The sequence below is a fragment of the Nocardioides sp. CPCC 205120 genome, from assembly GCF_048654585.1.
Taxonomy (GTDB): Bacteria; Actinomycetota; Actinomycetes; order Propionibacteriales; family Nocardioidaceae; genus Nocardioides.
In genome coordinates, this window is the sequence record NZ_JBMCYY010000002.1 from 373,662 (window position 1) to 393,197 (window position 19,536).

A 19,536-nucleotide genomic window follows, 5' to 3' on the forward strand; every position below is an offset into this window, starting at 1 on the left:
CGAGCGGGGCTCGGGCGGGCGGTGGTGGATCGGTGGCGACGGGCGCCGGGCCTCAGGCGGCGGAGGCCACCACCTCGCCGGCGGCCGGGCGCGGGTGCACCTTGAGCGGGGTCGCGGCGGCCAGCACGACGGACTCCTCGCGCGCCACCTCCATGCTGACCTCGCGGAGCACGTCGGAGAGCGGCACCTCGAGGGCGGCGCACAGGGAGGCCAGGAGCTCCGAGGACGCCTCCTTCTGTCCGCGCTCGATCTCGGAGATGTAGCCCAGGCTGACCCGGGCCCCGGCGGAGACCTCCCGCAGCGTCATGCCGCGCTGCACGCGCTCACGACGGAGGACGTCACCCAACGAGCGTCGGAAGAGCACCATGCGCCGTCCTTTCACCTCGGTCCCTCGCGTGGGTTGCAACGCTACCCGATGGCCGTTTCATCCCGCGGCCGGCTCGACGCCTCGGCCACGAGCAGCGCGAGGGCGCCCGCGACGCTCGCCTCCTGGATCGCCGCCCGGTCACCCGCGAGGTGCAGGCGCTCCGCCCGCGCCGATCCGGTCGGACCGGCCACGCCGACGAAGACCGTGCCGGGCGGGTGCCCCTCCTGCCCGTCCGGGCCGGCCACCCCCGTCGTGGAGATCCCCCACGTCGCGCCGAGCAGGCGCCGGACGCCGGCCGCCATCGCCGCAGCGCAACGGGCCGACACCACCCCGTCGGCCTCGAGCACCGCGGTCGGCACGCCGAGCACCGCGACCTTCACCTCGGTCGCGTAGGCCACGACGCCGCCGCGGAACACCCGGGAGGCGCCCGGGACGCCCGTGAGCGCGGCCGCGAGGCGGCCGCCGGTGAGGGACTCGGCGACAGCGAGCGAGGCCCCCGACGCGACCAGCGCGTCGAGGGCCTCGGCAGGGACGGTGGGGATGGTCATCCCCCCATCATGGCGGTCGGCGTCAGCGGCCGACCTTCACCCCCAGCGTGGCGAACGCCGGGTTGATCGTGGCGCTGCCCTCGAAGTAGATGCTGGCCCGCTGCCAGCCCGCGGTGCGGACCGGCGGGAGCGACACCCGGGCGAAGCCGTTGACGACCTGCACCCGCAGGGCGTGGCCGCCGTACACGACGTTGGCCCAGCCGTTGGCCGGGGCACCGGACGAGTTGCCGACCTCGATGCCGAGCGTGCCGCGCGCACCCGGGGCGATCGGCTGCGGCCAGGCGGCCGTGACGAGCACGGAGCGCGCCTTGCCGACCGTCAGCACGACGCCGCCCGTGGACGGGTACGTCGTGGAGTCGCCCGAGTAGCGGATGCCGACGCGGTACGTGTTCGGCGCCAGCTGGCGACGCGGCAGCACGATGGTCGCGCGACCGTCCACGACCTCGGCGCTTCCGAGCACGCGACCGCCCCAGATGGCCTCGACGGTGCCGGTGCCGGCGCCCTCGGTGTCGATCTCGACGGGGATGCGGATCGCGTCGCCGTACGCGCCCGTGGTGGGCGAGGTGACGACCGCGGACTCGACGGGAGCCTGGTCGGCGCTGATGCCGATGACGTGCGGCTCGTGGTCCGACGACCGGTACGGGTCGGGCGAGTAGAAGTCGGTGGCGTTGTAGTTGTACCGGCTGTACTCGTACGAGATCGGCTCGACGGCGTTGATCTCCCAGATGTCCGAGCCCGTGACCGTGGCCAGCGCGGCCTCGTTCGCGAGGACGTGGTCCAGGGAGCCCGACTGGCCGCTGAAGCTGTAGGTCCACTCGTCGTCGGAGGACAGGTTGGTGTAGCCCGCCTCCTCGAGGACCTGGATCGGGTCCTCCATCGAGTACGAGTTGAAGTCACCGGCGAGGAAGACCGCCTCGGTGCCGAGCTCCTCGGCCACCTCGTCGGCGAACGCCGTCAGGGCCTCGGCCTGGCGGACGCGGTCGCCGTTGAAGGCGCCCTGGAGGCCGTTGGCGTTGTCACCGGTGGCCGGCGGGCTCGAGTCGCCCTTGGACTTGAAGTGGTTGACCACGACCGTGAAGGCGGAGTCGTCGCTCGCGCCGCGGGCCTTGAACGCCTGGGCCAGCGGCTGGCGGGCGTTGGCGAAGGCGGTGGAGTCGAGCAGGATGCGCGAGGCGCCCACCGTCTCGACGTCGGCGCGCTGGTAGATGAACGCCGTGCGGATGACGTCCTCCGACGCGGGGACCGCGTTCGGCGACGGCACGAAGGCCCAGCGCTCGCTGCCGGCGTCGGCGTTGAGGGCCTCGACCAGCGTGGCGAGGGCGAGGTCGCGGCTGCGGCCGAAGGCGGCCGAGTTCTCGATCTCCTCGAGCGACATGACGTCGGCGTCGATCGCGTTGATCGCGGCGACGATCTTCGCCTGCTGCCGCTCCAGGTTCTCCTGGTCGGCGGCGCCACGCGGACCGTCGGGGTTGCACCGGTTGTTGGTGACCGGGGCGCCGTCGCGGTCGGTGTAGTACGAGCAGGTGCCCGCGCCGGACTCCACGAAGTCCTCACCGGTGGTGCTGAAGTAGTTGAGCACGTTGAACGTGGCGAGCTGCAGGTCGCCGCCCACGTCCTCCGGGGACGCCGTGCGGGTGTCCTCGAAGGTGGCGGGCGCGGCGCCCGTGGCCGTCAGCTGCGTGGTGGGCTGGTACTTCCACGTGTTGTTGCGGTAGTCCAGGACGACCGGGGCGGTGAACTCGGCGCCCGCGTTGACGCGGACCGAGCGCTCCGGCGTGATCCAGGGCAGCGGGATGTCCTTGTTCGCGCCGCCGTTGGAGGTGGAGAGGAAGTTCGTGCTCGCACCGTCGTCCAGCGCGATCGCGCGCGCTGCGTTGTCGGCGATGACGGCGGCCAGGGCCTCGGCGTCCTGCGGGTCCGCGACCTCGGTGGGCGTCAGCAGCGGCAGGTCGCCGAGCGCGAGCCCGATCTCGCCGAAGTTGTTGAGGTTGTAGTTGTTCGAGACCGTGTAGGACTGCGACGGCGCGACGAGCTCGCCCTCGTACATCTCCCGCTCGGCGTCGGTGCCCGGCAGCGCGAAAGCGCGCGGGGTCACGGCCGCCAGCGGCGTGGCCAGCTCGGTCCACGTGCCGGCGCTGGCGTCGACCTGCGTGAGGGTGCCGAACTCGGTGGCGGTACCGACGACCTGCACCGAGTCACCGACCTCCGGGTACGTCGCGAAGCCGGACGACCCGCCGTACACGAACACGGCGTCGGAGGCCGAGCCGGCCGCCTTGGCCGTGCCGCCGGTGCCGCCGGTCTGGACGTAGAAGCCGTTGAAGCCGCCCGTCGGGTACGCCGCCGTCACGACGCCGGTGGTGGACACCCGCTGGCCGGCGAGCGGGGTGCTCGCACCCGTGCCCTGGATCTGCGCGATGGAGACCGCGGTCGGGGTCTCCGGCTCCGGGTCCGGCTCCGGGTCGGGGTCCGGCGCGGCGCCGGAGCCCTGCGGGGTCGGGGCGCCGACGCGGAAGTCGGCGGTGTTGCTGTCGGTGTCGGTGCCCGGCGCGGTGCGCGCGACGCTCGTGGCGTTCGCGGTGCCCGCAGCCGGCGCGGTCTCGAAGCTCGTCGTGGCGGAGCCCCAGCCGAGCGCGTCGACGAGCGCGGCGTTGCCCGCGAGGTCACCGGAGCCGGTGAACGCGCTCGTGCCGTTGAGCAGGAGCACCTGCCCCGCGCTGCCCGACATGTTGAACGGGGCCGTCGCGTCGGGGGCCGGGAGGGCCGGGAGGCTCGTGTTGGAGCCGGCGGCCGCCTGCACCAGGAAGTACGAGCCGGGGGCCACCGACCCCGTGAGCGACTGCACGCCGCCGCTGCCGCCGGCGGCGGAGCGGTACTGCAGCGCCAGGCCGTCGAGGGAGATCGCCGCGCCCGTCGGGTTGTAGAGCTCGATGAAGTCGTTGCTGAAGGCGGCGCCGGAGTTGCCACCGCCGCCGTACACCTCGCTGATGACGAGACCGGTGCCGGCCGGGTTGGCCTGGGAGGGCGCGGCCACGAGGCACGTGGCGGCGACGCCGGCGCCGAGGCCGGCGGCGAGGGCGCGGCGGGCGCGGCTCCTCGTCGCGCGACGCGCGGGGGCTGGCGGGTTCTGCGGAGGTACGGACACGAGCGACCTTTCGACAGGTTCGGACGCTCGCCGAGCCGGCGTCCGGGCAGAGGAGGAACCCGGCCATCCCATCCCGGCCCGACGACCAGGTCAACGCCTCACGGTGAACGGTCGGTAACGGTTCCGGCATCGACCCGCCGCGCCCGGCGCGGAGGAGGGGTCGACGCACGCGGCGTCGCGGGGGTCCGTCAGGCGCGGGGGGCGCGGCGCAGCACGTCGCGCTGCTTGACCAGGTCGCGGTAGAACTCGTAGCCCGACCACAGGGTCATCGCGACCGCTGCGGCCAGGACGGCCTGCGCGGCGTAGAACACGACCTCGCCCGGCACGTCGAGCCAGCCGTCCACCTGCCGCAGCGGCAGGGTGAGCAGGCCGAGCGCGACGGCCTGCAGGACCGTCTTGATCTTGCCGCTGCGGGCCGCCGCGATGACGACCTGCTGGGCGACGGACAGGCGCAGGAGCGTCACGCTCCACTCGCGCAGCAGCACGACGATCGCGACCCACCACCAGATGTCCCCGACGATCGCGAGGCCGACGAAGGCCATCCCGGTGATCGCCTTGTCGGCGATGGGGTCGGCGATCTTGCCGAAGTCGGTCACCATGTTGCGGGCCCGCGCCAGGTCGCCGTCGACCTTGTCGGTCACCATCGCGACGAAGAAGATTGCCCACGCGACGGTGCGCCACAGCACCGAGTCGCCGCCGTCGACGAGCAGCGCCCAGCCGAAGAACGGCACGAGCACGATCCGCAGCGTCGTGAGGGCGTTGGGCAGGTTGAAGTTGCTGACCTTCACCGGCGCGTCCGTCATCGAGCGTCCTCACTCACCTGGGCCACGAGGTCGACGCCCTCGCTGGCCACCACCACGGCGTCGACGAGGTCGCCCACCCGCGCGTCGACCGGGTCGCCGTCGGCGTCGACGAGGGTCGTCGTGCCGTCCACCTCGGGGCCCTGGTGGGCCGCGCGGCCCTCGGTGCCCTCGTCGCCGGTGCGCTCCACGAGCACCTCGACGCGCTCGCCGATCCGCTCCTCGGCGCGCTGCGCCGTGAGCTCCTCGACCAGTGCGGTCACGTGCTCGGTGCGGGCGCGCACCTCGTCCTCGTCGTGCTTGCCGTCGAGGTCCGCCGCCTCGGTGCCGTCCTCGTCGGAGTAGCCGAAGACCCCGGTGACGTCGAGGCGGGCGGCCTCGAGGAAGTCGCACAGCACCTCGAGGTCCTCCTCGGTCTCGCCGGGGAAACCGACGATGACGTTGGAGCGGATGCCGGCCTCGGGGGCCAGCCCGCGGATGCGCTCGAGCAGGGCGAGGAAGCTCTCGGGGTCGCCGAAGCGACGCATCCGCCGCAGCACCGGGTTGCTCGCGTGCTGGAACGAGAGGTCGAAGTAGGGCACGACGCCGGGGGTCGTGGCGATGGCGCGGATCAGCCCCGGGCGGGTCTCGGCCGGCTGCAGGTACGACACCCGCACGCGGGCCACGCCCTCGATGGCGGCGAGCTCGGGCAGCACGGTCTCCAGCAGCTTCACGTCGCCGAGGTCCTTGCCGTACGACGTCGAGTTCTCGCTGACGAGGAACAGCTCGCGCACGCCCTCGCCCGCGAGCCAGCGGGCCTCGCCGAGCACGTCGGAGGGGCGTCGGCTGACGAACGAGCCGCGGAAGGTGGGGATGGCGCAGAAGGTGCAGCGGCGGTCGCAGCCGCTCGCCAGCTTCAGCGGCGCCGTCGGGCCGTTCTCGAGCCGGCGGCGGTAGACACGGGGGCCGCTCGCCGGCGCGACGTCGTCCAGCGGCTCGGCGGGGTCGATCACCAGGGCGTCGGCTCCGTGGCCCGGCACGCTCAGCCCGGAGGCGACGAGGGCGTCGCCGCGCTCGACGGGGCTGATGGGCAGCAGGCGGCGCCGGTCCGTCGGGGTGTGCGGGTGGTGGGTCTCGCCCGCGACGATCGAGCGCAGCCGCGCGGCGATGTCCGGGTAGTCGTCGAAGCCGAGCACGGCGTCGGCCTCGGGCAGCTCGTCGGCGAGCTCCGCGCCGTACCGCTCCGCGAGGCAGCCGACCGCGACGACGGCCTGGGCGCGCCCGCCGTCCTTGAGGTCGGCGGCCGCGAGCAGCGTGTCGACGGAGTCCTTCTTGGCCGACTCGACGAAGCCGCAGGTGTTGACCACGACAGTGTCGGCGGCGTCCGGGTCGTCGACGAGGCGGAAGCCGCCCGCCTCGAGGCGGCCCGCGAGCTCCTCGGAGTCGACCTCGTTGCGCGCGCACCCCAGGGTCACCATCGCCACCGAGAGCGGCTCGGCCGCCGCGGGGTCGGCGGGTCGCTCGGTCAGGGGTGTCGTCGGCGCAGTCATGACCGGGCCGAGTATGCCCCGGGGGCGGGCCGCCCGTCGAAACGGGCGGCCCCTCGCGACGGGCCGGTCAGGGCGCCAGCGTGCGCTGCACGGCGTCGCCCGGCTGGCCGAGCGGGGACGGCTCGTCGTCGCCGAGACCGGCGCGCACGGCGCCGTCGGACGAGGAGATCCGCACCGGCGGCGGGGCGTCGACCGTGCGGCTCTCCCCCGCGGCCAGCCGGCCCTGCCACACGACCTCGCCGTCGCCGTCGCGCACTGTCACCTCCGCCGGCGCCTCGGCGCCGGTGAGCACGACGGGCACGGGGGCCACCGTCGAGCCCGCGGACAGGCCCGCGGCGCCGGTCGTGGCGGTGTCGACCTCGGGGCCCCGGTCGAGCAGCAGCTGCGCCACCGACCAGAGCAGCACGACGGCCATCACCGCGGCGACGAGCACGGACCAGTTCGGGCCGCCCCGGGTCGCGCGCAGCGAGCCTCCGGGCACGGTGGCCAGCTCGGCCTCGAAGACGCGGCGGGCGTCGATGGGGGCGTCGGCGTACTCGTCGTCGTAGCGCTGCACGAGCTCGGCGGCCTCGACGCCCAGCACCCGCGCGAGGGTGCGCAGGTGACCGCGGGCGTAGAAGTCGCCCCCGCAGGGCGCGAAGTCGTCGACCTCGACGGCCTCGATCACGTGCGGGCGGATGCGCGTGCGGTCGGCGACCTGGTCGACGCTGAGGCCCAGACGACGCCGGGCGTCGGCCAGCACGGGACCGATGACGGGCTCGCGGCGCGCCTCGGGCTCCGGCTCGGGCTCCGCGGCCACGACGGCGGGCGGGAGCGGTTCCCAGGCCCGGTCGTACGCCGCGAGGCCGTCGTCCGCGGGCCGGCGCAGGTGGTCGTCCTGCTCGGGCAGCACGCGCTCGGGCACCTCGCGGTGGATCTCGGCCCGCACGGCGGAGCGCGGCTCGCGCAGCGGCGACGGCGCCGCGGAGGGCTCGACGGCCGGCCGGTCGAGCGCGGAGGCGGCGTGGGACTGCTCGTCCACGTCGTCGGCGGAGCGGGCGCGGCCGGCGTCGCGGGCGGTACGGCGCTCCCCCAGCCGCGCGATGACCGCGGCGACCCAGGGGCGCAGGCGGGGACGGGCGTCGGGGGTGGCGTCGGGGGTGGTCTTCTCGCGCTCGTCGGCGGCGGCGGCGGCGGCGTGGTCGTCCGCCCGGTCGGCGGCGGCCGCGAGCTCCGGGCGGTCGGGCACGTCCTCGACGACCCGTGGCGCGACGACCTCGACCACGCGAACGGGCGCGGTCGGCTCCGGGGTGGGCTCAGCGACCGGCTCGGCGACGGGCTCGGGGGTGGCATCGTCGGCGACGGCCTCGTCGGCGGGCGCGGCGGCGGGCGCGGGGCGCTCCGGCTCCTGCACCAGCACGGGCACCTCGGGGTCGGCGAAGTCGCGCAGCGAGGTCGCGACGTCGTCGGTGCCCACCACGCGCGTCGAGAGCCCGACGGGCAGGGCGAACGGGCCGCCGTACCAGCGGGTCGCGAGCCAGGCCTGCCAGCGGGCCCGGCGGTCGAGGCCGGCGAGCACCGCCTCGGTCTCGAAGGGCACGACCAGCACGGAGCCGTCGCGCAGCAGGCCGGCGCGCGGGACGTGGACGACGTGGTCGACGCTCTCCCACGGCAGTCCCTGCCAGGTGCGGCCCAGGCGCATGCGGACGCCGTGCTCGTCGACGACCGCGAGCGGCACCCGGGCGTCCACGAAGGAGGAGAGGTGGGCGATGGCGACGAGCGCGAGCAGCGCCGTGACGACCCAGGTGACGACGCCGCCGTCGGCCGCGGCCCGGCTCAGCCAGGCGACGGCCAGGCCGGCCGCGACCACGCCGATGGCGCCGCTGACGAGGCCGCTGCGGCGGATCTCGACGACCTGGCCCGGGGCGAGCTCCTCACCGGCGCCCGGCTCGACGGCCTCGTGGACGACGCCGAGCGCCTCCCAGTCGGGGCGCCGGGGCAGGCCGAGGCCGAACGGGTCGCGGCGCGCGGCCGAGGCGTGCGCGTCGTGGTCGGCCCGGTCGGGGCCGTTCGTGGTGCGGGCGTGGTGCGTGCTCACTGCTCCCCCTGCAAGGTCACGATGACGGAGTCCAGCTCGTCGGGCTTGACCAGCACGTCGCGGGCCTTCGACCCCTCGCTGGGGCCGACGACACCCCTGCTCTCGAGGATGTCCATCAGGCGTCCGGCCTTGGCGAACCCGACGCGCAGCTTGCGCTGCAGCATCGAGGTCGAGCCGAACTGGGTCGACACGACGAGCTCCACGGCCTGGACGACCAGGTCGAGGTCGTCGCCGATGTCGTCGTCGAGCTCCCGCTTGCTCTGAGCGGGCGCGGTCACGTCCTCGCGGTACGTCGGCTCGAGCTGCCCGCGGCAGTGCTTGACGACGTGCGCGATCTCCGCCTCGGTGACCCAGGAGCCCTGCACGCGGATGGGCTTGGAGGCACCCATCGGCAGGAAGAGGCCGTCACCCTGGCCGACGAGCTTCTCGGCACCCGGCTGGTCGAGGATGACGCGGCTGTCGGCGAGCGACGAGGTGGCGAACGCCAGCCGCGAGGGCACGTTGGCCTTGATGAGGCCGGTGACGACGTCGACCGACGGGCGCTGCGTCGCGAGCACCAGGTGGATGCCGGCGGCGCGGGCGAGCTGAGTGATGCGCACGACCGCGTCCTCGACGTCCCGCGGCGCGACCATCATCAGGTCGGCGAGCTCGTCGACGATGACGACGAGGTAGGGGTACGGCGAGAGCACCCGCTCGCTGCCCGGCGGCAGCTCGACCTTGCCGGCCCGCACCGCCTTGTTGAAGTCGTCGACGTGGCGGAACCCGAAGTTGGCCAGGTCGTCGTAGCGCATGTCCATCTCGCGCACGACCCAGGCCAGCGCCTCGGCGGCCTTCTTGGGGTCGGTGATGATCGGCGTGATGAGGTGCGGGACGCCCTCGTAGGCGTTGAGCTCCACCCGCTTGGGGTCGACCATGATCATCCGCACCTCGTCGGGCGTGGCCCGCATGAGCAGCGAGGTGATCATCGAGTTGATGAAGCTCGACTTTCCCGAGCCCGTCGCGCCGGCCACCAGCAGGTGGGGCATCTTCGCCAGGTTGGCGACGACGAACTGGCCCTCCACGTCCTTGCCGAGGCCCGCGATCATCGGGTGCGGGTCGGAGCGCGCCGTGCCGGAGCGCAGCACGTCGCCGAGGGAGACGATCTCCTTGTCGAGGTTCGGGATCTCGATGCCGATCGCGGACTTGCCGGGGATCGGCGACAGGATGCGGACGTCGGCGGAGGCCACGGCGTACGCGATGTTCTTGCTGAGGGCGGTGACCTTCTCGACCTTGACGGCGGGGCCGAGCTCGACCTCGTAGCGCGTGACCGTGGGGCCGCGGGTGTAGCCCGTGACCTGGGCGTCGATGTTGAACTCCTCGAGCACCTGGGTGAGGCGCTCCACCACGGCGTCCGAGGCCTTCGAGCGGGCCTTGTGCACGGAGCCCGGCTTGAGCACCTCGCTGCCGGGCAGCGAGTACGCGATGTCGCCCGACAGGGAGAGCTGCTCCACGCGGGGCGGCAGCTGCGCGTGCGGCGGCGGCTCGAGGTCGCCCTTCGGCTCGCCCTTCTCGGCACGGGTGGCGCCGCCTCGCGGCACCGGCGCGGCGACGACGGCCCCCGCGTTCGCCGGGACCTCCCCCGCCGGTGCGTCCCCGGCACCGTCGGTACCGTCGGTCGCGTCCGCAGGCGTCACCGGGTCGGACAGGTCGAGGCTGGCGAGGAAGTCGATCGCGTCCGGGCCGTCGTCGGCGGCCTCGGCGGCCTGGGCGGCCTCGGCCTCCTTCTCGGCCTTGCGCTGGGCGCGCTTCTCCTTGCGCGTGGTCGCCCCCACGAGCGGGGTGTCGTACGCCGGGTCCCCCGCCTCGGGGTCGATGTCGTCGTGGTGGGCGGCGCGGGCCGCGGCGTCGTGCCCGCCGGGCGTGCCCAGGAGCCGGTCGCGGGCCTCGCGCAGCCGCGCCGGGATCTGGTAGACGGGCGTCGCGGTGATGATGAGGACGCCGAAGAAGGCGAGCAGCGCCAGCAGGGGCACGACGACCCAGCCGGTGCGGAGCAGGTCGAGCAGCAGGCTGGACACGACGAAGCCGACGGCGCCGCCGGCGTCCTGCAGCTCGCTGGTGTCGCCCAGCACGGGCTCGGGGTTGCCGTTGGCGATGTGGACCAGGCCGAGCACACCGAAGGCGAGGGCGGTCCAGCCGATCACCTGGCGGCCGGCGGGGCCGTTGCGCTCGGGATCGCGCATGTTGCGCCACCCGACGTAGACCAGCGCGAGGGGGACGAAGCCGGCGAGCTTGCCCACCGAGCCGGCGACGACGGTGCGCACCGTGTCGAGCATGGCGCCGGAGAACTGCCACCAGACGGCGCCGGCGACCACGACAGCGAGCCCGAGCAGGGCGAGGCCCACGCCGTCGCGGCGGTGCTCGGGCTCGACCTCGCGGGCCGCGTTGCCGATGCCGCGGGCGGCACCGCCGACCGCGCCGGCCAGCCCCAGCCACGCGGCGACGAGGCCGCGACCGAGGAGGGCGAAGAACCGCAGCACGGGACCCGGCCCGCTGCGCACCGCCCGGGGTGCCGGGCGCGCCGGTGGGCGCCGCGCGGTCGTGCCGCGCGACGCGGTGGTCCGGCCTGACTTGCCGGTACTCCGGGAGCGGTTGCTCGAACCACCTCGGGGCGCGCCGCCTCGCGTCGCGCCGTTCTTGGACGTGCTCGAGCTCCGCGACCCCGGTGGGGAAGACGTACGGGTCGCCATGGTGGGGACCCTAGGCGATCGTCACACCCGCACCATGCTTCACAGGAGCGTGTCGCGGGGCGACCTCGTCACGCCGCCCGGACGGGACCCCCGGACCCGGGTCGCACCCGGGTCAGGCCCCCGTCACGCCCAGGTCACGCCCAGGCCAGGCGCAGCACGGTGAGCAGCCACGGGGCGACGACGAGCCACGTCGGCAGCACGAGGAGGGCGACGGCGCCGGCGAGCAGCGCCGCGCCCTGGGCGCGGCGGGGTGCGGGGTCGCCGAGCACCTCGATGCGGGCGAGGAGGTCGCCGCGGCGTCCGGAGCCGGCGCCGAGCGCGGCCGCCGGGGTGCGGGCCTCGGCGAGCTGGACGAGCGCCTGGGCCAGCGGGCGGCGTCCGGCCTCGCGGGCGGCCGCGCGGTCGGCGCACATCTCGACGAGCAGGCGGACCTCGGCGAGCGCGGACCGGCTCGAGACCCACCGCGGGAACGCGCGGTGCAGCACGTCGAAGAACTCCACGACGAGGTCGTGGCGGAAGCGCAGGTGCGCCCACTCGTGGGCGAGCACGGCGTCGACCTCGTCGCCGTCGAGGCGCTCCATGACGCCCTCGGAGACCACGACGCGGCCGCGGTGCAGGCCGGGCAGGCAGTAGGCGACGGGCAGGTCGCCGTCGAGCACGCGCACGCCGCCGGCCTGGGCGCGCCCCAGCAGGTCGACCTGGTCGGCGTGGCGGCGGCGCAGGCGCCGCAGGTCCGCGCCGGTGCGGTGCGCGCTCACGAGCAGCCGTCCGGCGACGAGGCCGGTGACGCCGAGGGCGACGACGGCCACGGCGTACTCCACGGCGTGCGGGACGCTGCGGTCGGGCGGCAGCAGGTGGGTCGTCACCAGGGCCAGGGTCGCGCCGAGGGCCGCCAGGACGGCGGCGAGCGCGACGGCCTGCCACAGCGCGAGGGCGGCGTACGGCGTGCGCCGCAGCCACGGCGCGCGCCCGAGCAGCGCCGGCACGGGTCCGGCGAGCAGCACGGCGATCACGCCCAGCAGCAGGGGGGTCATGGCGGTCAGGAGCCGCCGCCCCCACGACGGGGGCCGCCCCGGGTCTCGTCCGCCGCCTCGCCCGGGATGCGGGCGAGGGCGGTGCGCAGCGCCTCGAGCTCCTCGGCACTGGCGTCCCCGACGAACGCCACGAGGGCGCCGGTGCGGTCCTGCTGGCCGATGTCCTCGAGCGCGCCGCGCATGAGGGCGGCGGTCATCTCGCCGCGCGAGGCACGGGCGCGGTAGCGGTAGGCCCGGCCGTCGCGCTCCTGGACGACGAGATCCTTGCGCGCGAGGCGGTCCATGACGGTCATGACGGTGGTGTAGGCGACCTCACGCTGGGCCGAGACCTGGGCGTGGACGTCGCGGACGGTGAGGGTCGCGTCCTCGGCCTGGGCCCAGAGGACGTCCATCACCGCACGCTCGAGATCACCGAGCGCGGACCTTGAGGAGCTCTTGCGGGATGCGGGCACGGGATCAGTGTACCTACGGATGCCGTCGTACTACGATGTGTAGTACCTACTACGCAGCGTCGTAGGAAGCGGCCGGTCGCGACCGGCCCCACACCGACCTGGAGGAGACGCAGCAATGGAGCTCGTCGACATCGCCCGGTGGCAGTTCGGGATCACGACCGTCTACCACTTCCTCTTCGTGCCGCTGACGATCGGGCTGACGCTCGTCGTGGCGCTGTTCGAGTCGTTCTGGCTGCGGACGAGGAACCCGGACTACCTGCGGCTCACGAAGTTCTTCGGGAAGCTCTTCCTCATCAACTTCGCACTGGGCCTCGTCACCGGCATCGTGCAGGAGTTCCAGTTCGGCATGAACTGGTCCGACTACTCCCGCTTCGTCGGCGACGTCTTCGGCGCCCCGCTCGCCATCGAGGGGCTGCTCGCCTTCTTCCTCGAGTCGACCTTCCTCGGCCTGTGGATCTTCGGGTGGGACAAGCTGCCCCGCCTCGTGCACGCCGCCTGCATGTGGATCGTCCACCTCGGCGTGCTCGCCTCCTCCTGGTTCATCCTCGCCGCGAACTCCTGGATGCAGCACCCGGTCGGCTACCGCTACGACGAGGAGAGCGGCCGCGCGGAGCTCACCGACTTCGCGGCCGTCATGTTCAACAAGGTGCAGCTGGTGACGTTCCCCCACGTGGTGCTCGCGGCGTACATGACCGCGGCCGCGTTCGTCATCGGCGTCAGCGCCTGGCTCTACGTCTCCAAGCGCCACGGCGGGCGCGTCGCGACCGAGGAGGAGGTCCGGGCGGGCACCGCCGCGGCGGTCCTCGCGGAGGCGTCCGGCGAGCGGACGATGTACCGCCGCGCCATGCGCATCTCGGCCGTCCTCATGTTCGTCGCCGGCATCGGCGTCGTCGTCTCCGGCGACGTGCAGGGCAAGATCATGACCGAGGTGCAGCCGATGAAGATGGCGGCGGCCGAGGCGCTGTACGAGTCCGAGGAGTCCTGCGCCCCGTTCTCGGTCTTCACCGTCGGCACGCCCGACGGGCGTGAGGAGAAGTTCGCGCTCACCGTGCCCTGCCTGCTCTCGTTCCTCGGCACCGGTTCGTTCGACGGCGAGGTCAAGGGCATCAACGAGCTGCGCGAGACCTACGCGGAGACCTACGGCAGCGACCCCGGCGCGACGTACTACACCCCGTCCGACTACGTGCCGAACATCCCCGTCACCTACTGGACGTTCCGCTGGATGATGGGCTTCGGCGCCCTCGGCAGCGCCGGTGCGGCGCTCGTCCTGTGGCTCACCCGCCGCGGTCGCGACGACGTGGTGAACCCGGCCTGGCTCGGCCGCCTCGGCATCGCCCTGCCCGTGCTCGTCGTCGCCGCCAGCTCGATGGGCTGGATCTTCACCGAGATGGGTCGCCAGCCCTGGGTGGTCTTCGGCCTGATGACCACCGAGCGCGGCGTCTCCCCCGGCGTCAGCGTCCCCGAGGCCCTGATCTCGGTCGTCACCCTCACCACCCTGTACGGCGTGCTCGCCGTCATCGAGCTGAAGCTGCTGGCCACGACGGTCCGCAAGGGCCCCGAGCCGTTCGCCGAGCCGCCGGACCCGGGTCGTGACGACCACGACGCCGACGCGCCCCTGACCTTCGCCTACTGAGCGCGCCGACCGCGCGCACCGAGGAGACCCACCGTGCTCGGACTCGAGCTCACCACCGTCTGGTTCGTCCTGATCGCCGTCCTCTGGATCGGCTACTTCGCCCTCGAGGGCTTCGACTTCGGGGTCGGCATGCTCGTGCCGGTGCTCGCCCGGGACGAGACCGAGCGGCGCGTCATGATCAACACCGTCGGCCCCGTGTGGGACGGCAACGAGGTGTGGCTGCTGGTGGCGGGCGGGGCGACCTTCGCCGCCTTCCCCGAGTGGTACGCCACCTTGTTCAGCGGCTTCTACCTGCCGCTGCTGCTCATCCTGGTCGCGCTGATCCTGCGCAACCTGTCCTTCGAGTTCCGCCACAAGGGCGACACCGCCCAGTGGCGCGCGCGGTGGGACGCGGCGCTCATCGGCGGCTCCTTCACCGCCGCCTTCCTGTGGGGCGTGGCGTTCGCCAACATCACCGCCGGCGTGCCGATCGACGCCGACAAGGAGTTCACGGGCAACCTGTTCACCCTCCTCAACCCGTTCGGCCTCCTCGGCGGCGTCGTCATGGTGCTGCTGTTCCTCACCCACGGTGCGATGTTCGTGGCGCTGAAGACCGACGGCGACATCCGGCACCGGGCCCGCGCCCTCGCGGTGCGGATCGGCCTGGCCGCGGCCGTCGCGGCCGTCGTGTTCCTCGTCTGGACGCAGCTGCGCACCGGTGACCTCGCCTCGGCGGCCGCCTTCGTCGCCGCCGCCGCCCTGCTCGTCGCCGGCATCGGCGCGGCGCGGGCAGGACGCGAGGGGTGGGCGTTCCTCGGCACGTTCCTCACGGTCGTGCTGGCCGTGGCCGGGCTCTTCCTGGCGCTCTTCCCGGACGTCATGCCGTCCACGACGAGCCCGGCGTACTCGCTGACGACGACCAACGCGGCGGCCACGCCCTACACGCTGCAGATCATGACGTGGGTGGCGCTGGTGTTCACCCCGCTCGTCATCGGCTACCAGGCCTGGACCTACTGGGTGTTCCGCAAGCGCATCTCGACGCGCCACATCCCCGCCGCCCAGCTCGCCGACTCCGCCCACTGAGGGATCGAGGAGCCGTGAAGCCCGTCGACCCCCGGGTCCTCCCCCACCTGGCCCCCGCCCGGCGACCGCTGGCCGTCGTGCTCGCGGCCAGCACCGCCGGCGCCGTGCTCCTGGTCGTCCAGGCGCTGGCCCTCGCCGCGGTCGTCGCCGGTCTCGTCGACGACGCGGCCGGGGGCGGGTGGCACACGCCGCTCGTCGTCTTCGTCGCCGCCCTGCTCGGGCGGGCCGCGACGGCGTACGCCGGGGACGTCGCCGCCGCCCGCGCCGCCGGGATCGTGGGCGTGCGGCTGCGCGACGTCGTCCTGCGCCAGGCGCTCGCGTCGCCCGACGGGGTCGGCGGGGGCGACGGGCGGCAGCGCCTGGGCGAGCTCGGCCTGCTGGCGACGCGCGGGACGAGCGCGGTGGAGCCGTACCTCACCCGCTACCTCCCGGCGCTGGTGCTGGCGGTCGTCCTGCCCGGCGTGACCGTGCTGGCCATCGCGGCGCTCGACCGGCTCAGCGCGCTCGTCGTGGTGCTGACGCTGCCGCTCCTGCCGGTGTTCGCGATCCTCATCGGGATGACGACGCGGGACCGCGCCGACCGCCAGTGGCGGGTGCTGAGCCAGCTGGCCGGGCACTTCGTCGACGTGGTCCGCGGCCTGCCGACCCTCGTGGCCCACCGCCGGGCCCGCGCCCAGGCGCCCCGGATCCGCGAGGTCACCGACCGCTACCGCCGCGCCAACACCGACGTGCTCCGCCTGGCGTTCGCCTCGTCCGCGGCGCTCGAGCTGATCGCGACCATCTCCGTCGCGCTCGTCGCCGTGCTCGTCGGCCTGCGCCTGGCCCACGGCGGCCTCGACCTGCAGACCGCGCTCGCCGTGCTGCTCCTCGCGCCCGAGGCCTACTGGCCGCTGCGCCGCGTCGGGGCGGAGTTCCACGCCGCCGCCGAGGGCACCGCGACGTTCGAGGCGATCGACGCGCTGACGAGGGGCTCCTCGTCCTCCTCCCCCACCGACGCGCCGCGACCCATCCGCGAGCCGGACGCGGCGGCGTACCCCCTGCGGGGCGACCTGCGCCTCGAGGGCCTGACGATCATCTGGCCCGGGGCCACCGCCGCGGTGGTCGACGGCCTCGACGCGGTCGTCCCCGCGCGGGGGCTGACCGTCGTGGTCGGCCCGTCGGGCAGCGGCAAGTCGACGCTGCTGGCGGCGCTGCGCGGCGAGCTGGGGTACGCCGGCTCCCTGCGGGTCGGCGGCACCGACCTCGCCGACGTCGACCCGGACACCTGGCGTCGTCACCTCGCGACCACCAGCCAGCGCCCGTGGCTCGCGGGCACCACGATCCGCGCGAACCTGCTGGTGGGCCGGCCCGACGCCGCCGAGGCCGACGTGTGGGCGGCGCTCGAGGCCGTGCGCCTCGACGACGTCGTGCGGGCCCTGCCCGCCGGGCTCGACACCGAGCTGGGCGAGGACGGCGCGGGCCTCTCCGCCGGCCAGCGCGCCCGGCTGGCCGTGGCCCGTGTCGTGCTGAGCGACCGCCCCTACGTGCTGCTCGACGAGCCGACCGCCCACCTCGACGCCGAGACCGAGCGCGTGCTCGTCGACGTCGTGCGCGACCTGGCCCGCACCCGCTGCGTCGTCGCCGTCGCCCATCGCCCCGCGCTCGTCGCCGCCGCCGACCACCGGATCGCCCTGTCCCAGGGGCCTCGTGCGCCCCAGGATTCCCCGCCTAGCCGGGGAAACCTGGTCTCTACGACCCAGGCATTGGCCGCAGACCACAGGTTTCCCCGCCTAGGCGGGGAAACTCCCACCCCGGAGCCCACCCCGGAGCCCACCCCCGCCCCCGCGGCGGCGCGCCGGCGCTGGGTGCTGGCGGTCGTGCTCGGCGTGCTGGCCTCGGCCTGCGGCGTCGCCCTCACGGCGACGGCGGGCTGGCTCATCGTCCGGGCCTCGGAGCAGCCGCCGGTGCTGGTGCTCATGGTCGCGATCGTCGGCGTCCGCACCTTCGGCCTGGGCCGACCGGCGCTGCGCTACGCCGAGCGGCTCGTCTCCCACGACGTCGCGCTGCGCGAGCTGGCCGAGCGCCGGGCGCGGGTCTACGACGCCCTCGTCCCGCTCGTGCCCGGCCGACTGGGCGGCCGCCGCCGCGGCGACCTGCTCGCCACCGTCGTCGACGACGTCGACAGCCTGCTCGACGAGCGCCTGCGCGTGCAGGTGCCGGTCGCGACCGTCGTCGGGGTGCTCGCACTGGCGGGGGCGGTCGCCGTACCGCTGCTGCCGTCCGCGGGCGCCGCCACCGTCGGCGTCGCCGCGCTCGCCGCCCTCGCGGCGTGGTGCACGGGCCGGTACGGCGTGCGCCGCACCGCCGCGCGCACCGTCGCCGCCCGGGCCCGGGTGGCCGACCGCGTGCTCGGCACGCTCGCCGACGCCCGCGAGCTCGTGGCCTGGCAGCAGGACGACGCGGCGCGCGCCGCGGTGCGCGCCGCCGGTCGCGACCTGGCCGCCGCGACCGCCCGCGACGCCGCCTGGGTCGCCCTCGCCCGCGCGTGGGCCCCGGTCGCCGCGGCGCTCGCGGTGGTCGCCGTGGCGTTCCTGGGGGCCGACGCGCTCGCGGCCGGGAGCGTCGGGGCGCCGGTGCTCGCGCTCCTCCTGCTCCTGCCGCTCGCCCTCGCCGACGTCGTGTCGCCCCTGGCCGACGCCGGCGCGCTCCGCGTCTCCACCACCGCCGCGGCCGCCCGGGTGGCCGCGCTCGACGCCCTGCCGCCCGCCGTCGCAGACCCCGCCGACCCCGCCCCGCTGCCCACCGGCACCGACGTGCGGCTCGAGCACGTGACCGCCGGGTGGAGCGACGACACGGGCGTCGGCCCCCTCGACCTCGAACTGCCGGCCGGCACCCACGTCGGTGTCGTCGGTCCGTCGGGCTGCGGGAAGTCGACGATGGCCGCGGTGCTCGTGCGCTTCCTCGGCCCCCGCGACGGCCGGCACCTGCTGGGCGCTCCGGGCGTCGACGTCACCACGCTGGCCGCCGACGACGTGCGCCGCCGGACGGGGCTCGTCGACGACGACCCCTACCTCTTCGCCTCCACCGTCGCCGAGAACGTGCGCCTGGCCCGGCCCGGCGCCAGCGACGCCGAGGTCACCGACGCCCTGCGCCGCGCCCGGCTCGACCTGTGGCTCGCCGACCTCCCCGACGGCCTGGCGACCCGCATCGGCGACGGCGGACGGGGCGTCTCCGGCGGCGAGCGCGCCCGCCTCGGCCTGGCCCGCGCCCTGCTCGCCGACGCCCCCGTCCTCGTGCTCGACGAGCCGACCGCCCACCTCGACGCCGCCACCGCCGAGGCCGTGACCGCCGACCTCCTCGACGCCGCCGCGGGGCGCTCGGTCGTGTGGATCACCCACGGCACCGCCGGGCTCGACCGGATGGACGCCGTGGTCGACCTGGGCGCGGCGCGCGACGCGTTCCCGGAGGCGGTGCCGGCCGGCGGCTGACCTGCCATGCTGCGGCGGTGCCCGTCGTACCCGCCCTCGCCTGGGGGCTCGTCGCCGTGACCGCCCTCCTCGACTGGTGGGCCGTCGCCCGCCAGGACCGGCGCACCGAGACCGTCGTCAAGCCCGTCGTGCTCCTCGCGCTGACCGCCGCGGCGCTGGCCGGCGGCGTCCTCGACAGCACCGCCGGGCGGTGGCTCGTGGTCGCGCTGCTGCTGGGCGCCGTCGGCGACACGTTCCTGCTCGGCGACTCCCGCGAGCGCTTCCTCGCGGGCCTGACCGCCTTCCTCCTCGGCCACCTGGCGTACGTCGCCGCCTTCTGGTCGCTCGGTGCCGGCTGGTCGTGGTGGGTGGCGGTGGCGGCCGTCGTGCTGCTCGGGTCGCTGGTGTCCGCCCGCACGGTCCTGCCGCGCGTGCTGCGCGACGAGGGCGCGGCGACCGCGCTCCCCGTCGCGGTCTACATGGCCGTCATCGGCGCGATGCTCCTCACCGCGGGGGCCACCGGGGAGCCGCTCGTCGTCGTCGGGGCGGCGGTGTTCGTCGTCAGCGACACGGTCCTCGCGCTCGACCGGTTCGACCGGCCGCGGCGGTGGGTCGCGCCGTACCCGCACGTCGCGGTGATGACGACCTACCACGTCGGGCAGGTGCTCGTCGTGCTCGGCGTGCTCGTCGCCCTGGCCCGCGCCGACGGCTAGCGTCGCG

The 19,536-nt window shown here is 75.0% G+C and carries 13 protein-coding genes; 4 read left to right on the forward strand and 9 right to left on the reverse strand.

All coding sequences use genetic code 11. The features are described 5' to 3' along the window. Positions 1-52 precede the first annotated feature (52 nt). The 9 genes from ACOACO_RS12835 to ACOACO_RS12875 form a co-directional block, all read right to left on the reverse strand. On the reverse strand, positions 53-367 hold the full coding sequence (locus ACOACO_RS12835) for a helix-turn-helix domain-containing protein (RefSeq protein WP_420296660.1): 315 nt from the start codon (positions 365-367) through the stop codon (positions 53-55). Positions 368-408: 41 nt separating this feature from the next. After that, positions 409-915: a CinA family protein gene (locus ACOACO_RS12840; protein ID WP_420296661.1), complete on the reverse strand. Its 507-nt coding sequence runs from the start codon at positions 913-915 to the stop codon at positions 409-411. 22 nt (positions 916-937) lie between these two features. Next, positions 938-4,057, reverse strand: coding sequence for an ExeM/NucH family extracellular endonuclease (locus tag ACOACO_RS12845; protein ID WP_420296662.1), 3,120 nt, complete (start codon positions 4,055-4,057; stop codon positions 938-940). A 188-nt stretch (positions 4,058-4,245) separates the two neighbouring features. Then, entirely contained in the window at positions 4,246-4,860 is a 615-nt protein-coding gene (gene pgsA, locus ACOACO_RS12850) for a CDP-diacylglycerol--glycerol-3-phosphate 3-phosphatidyltransferase (RefSeq protein ID WP_420296663.1), read from the reverse strand. Continuing rightward, entirely contained in the window at positions 4,857-6,386 is a 1,530-nt protein-coding gene (gene rimO, locus ACOACO_RS12855) for a 30S ribosomal protein S12 methylthiotransferase RimO (RefSeq protein ID WP_420296664.1), read from the reverse strand. The genes pgsA and rimO overlap by 4 nt, the downstream gene beginning before the upstream one ends. A 67-nt stretch (positions 6,387-6,453) precedes the next feature. After that, positions 6,454-8,463, reverse strand: a complete 2,010-nt coding sequence (locus ACOACO_RS12860; RefSeq protein ID WP_420296665.1) for a RodZ domain-containing protein — start codon at positions 8,461-8,463, stop codon at positions 6,454-6,456. Next, positions 8,460-11,189: a DNA translocase FtsK gene (locus ACOACO_RS12865; RefSeq protein WP_420296666.1), complete on the reverse strand. Its 2,730-nt coding sequence runs from the start codon at positions 11,187-11,189 to the stop codon at positions 8,460-8,462. The genes ACOACO_RS12860 and ACOACO_RS12865 overlap by 4 nt, the downstream gene beginning before the upstream one ends. 134 nt (positions 11,190-11,323) lie before the next feature. After that, positions 11,324-12,223 (reverse strand): M56 family metallopeptidase, encoded by a 900-nt coding sequence (locus tag ACOACO_RS12870; protein ID WP_420296667.1) that lies wholly within the window; start codon positions 12,221-12,223, stop codon positions 11,324-11,326. A 5-nt stretch (positions 12,224-12,228) separates the two neighbouring features. Beyond that, positions 12,229-12,675, reverse strand: coding sequence for a BlaI/MecI/CopY family transcriptional regulator (locus tag ACOACO_RS12875; protein ID WP_420296668.1), 447 nt, complete (start codon positions 12,673-12,675; stop codon positions 12,229-12,231). A gap of 115 nt (positions 12,676-12,790) precedes the next feature. Between ACOACO_RS12875 and ACOACO_RS12880 the strand changes: the two genes are divergently transcribed. Genes ACOACO_RS12880 through ACOACO_RS12895 form a run of 4 tightly spaced genes read left to right on the forward strand, consistent with a single transcriptional unit; the run spans position 12,791 to position 19,529 of the window. Continuing rightward, positions 12,791-14,308 (forward strand): cytochrome ubiquinol oxidase subunit I, encoded by a 1,518-nt coding sequence (locus tag ACOACO_RS12880; RefSeq protein ID WP_420296669.1) that lies wholly within the window; start codon positions 12,791-12,793, stop codon positions 14,306-14,308. Between the two features lie 33 nt (positions 14,309-14,341). Further along, positions 14,342-15,370 carry a cytochrome d ubiquinol oxidase subunit II gene (gene cydB / locus ACOACO_RS12885; protein WP_420296670.1) on the forward strand — a complete coding sequence of 343 codons (1,029 nt, stop codon included), beginning with the start codon at positions 14,342-14,344 and terminating at the stop codon, positions 15,368-15,370. A 14-nt stretch (positions 15,371-15,384) separates the two neighbouring features. After that, positions 15,385-18,837: a thiol reductant ABC exporter subunit CydD gene (gene cydD, locus ACOACO_RS12890; RefSeq protein ID WP_420296671.1), complete on the forward strand. Its 3,453-nt coding sequence runs from the start codon at positions 15,385-15,387 to the stop codon at positions 18,835-18,837. Between the two features lie 17 nt (positions 18,838-18,854). Further along, the gene (locus tag ACOACO_RS12895; RefSeq protein ID WP_420296672.1) at positions 18,855-19,529 is read left to right on the forward strand and encodes a lysoplasmalogenase; all 675 of its coding nucleotides are present in this window, start codon (positions 18,855-18,857) and stop codon (positions 19,527-19,529) included. The last annotated feature ends 7 nt before the right edge of the window (positions 19,530-19,536 follow it).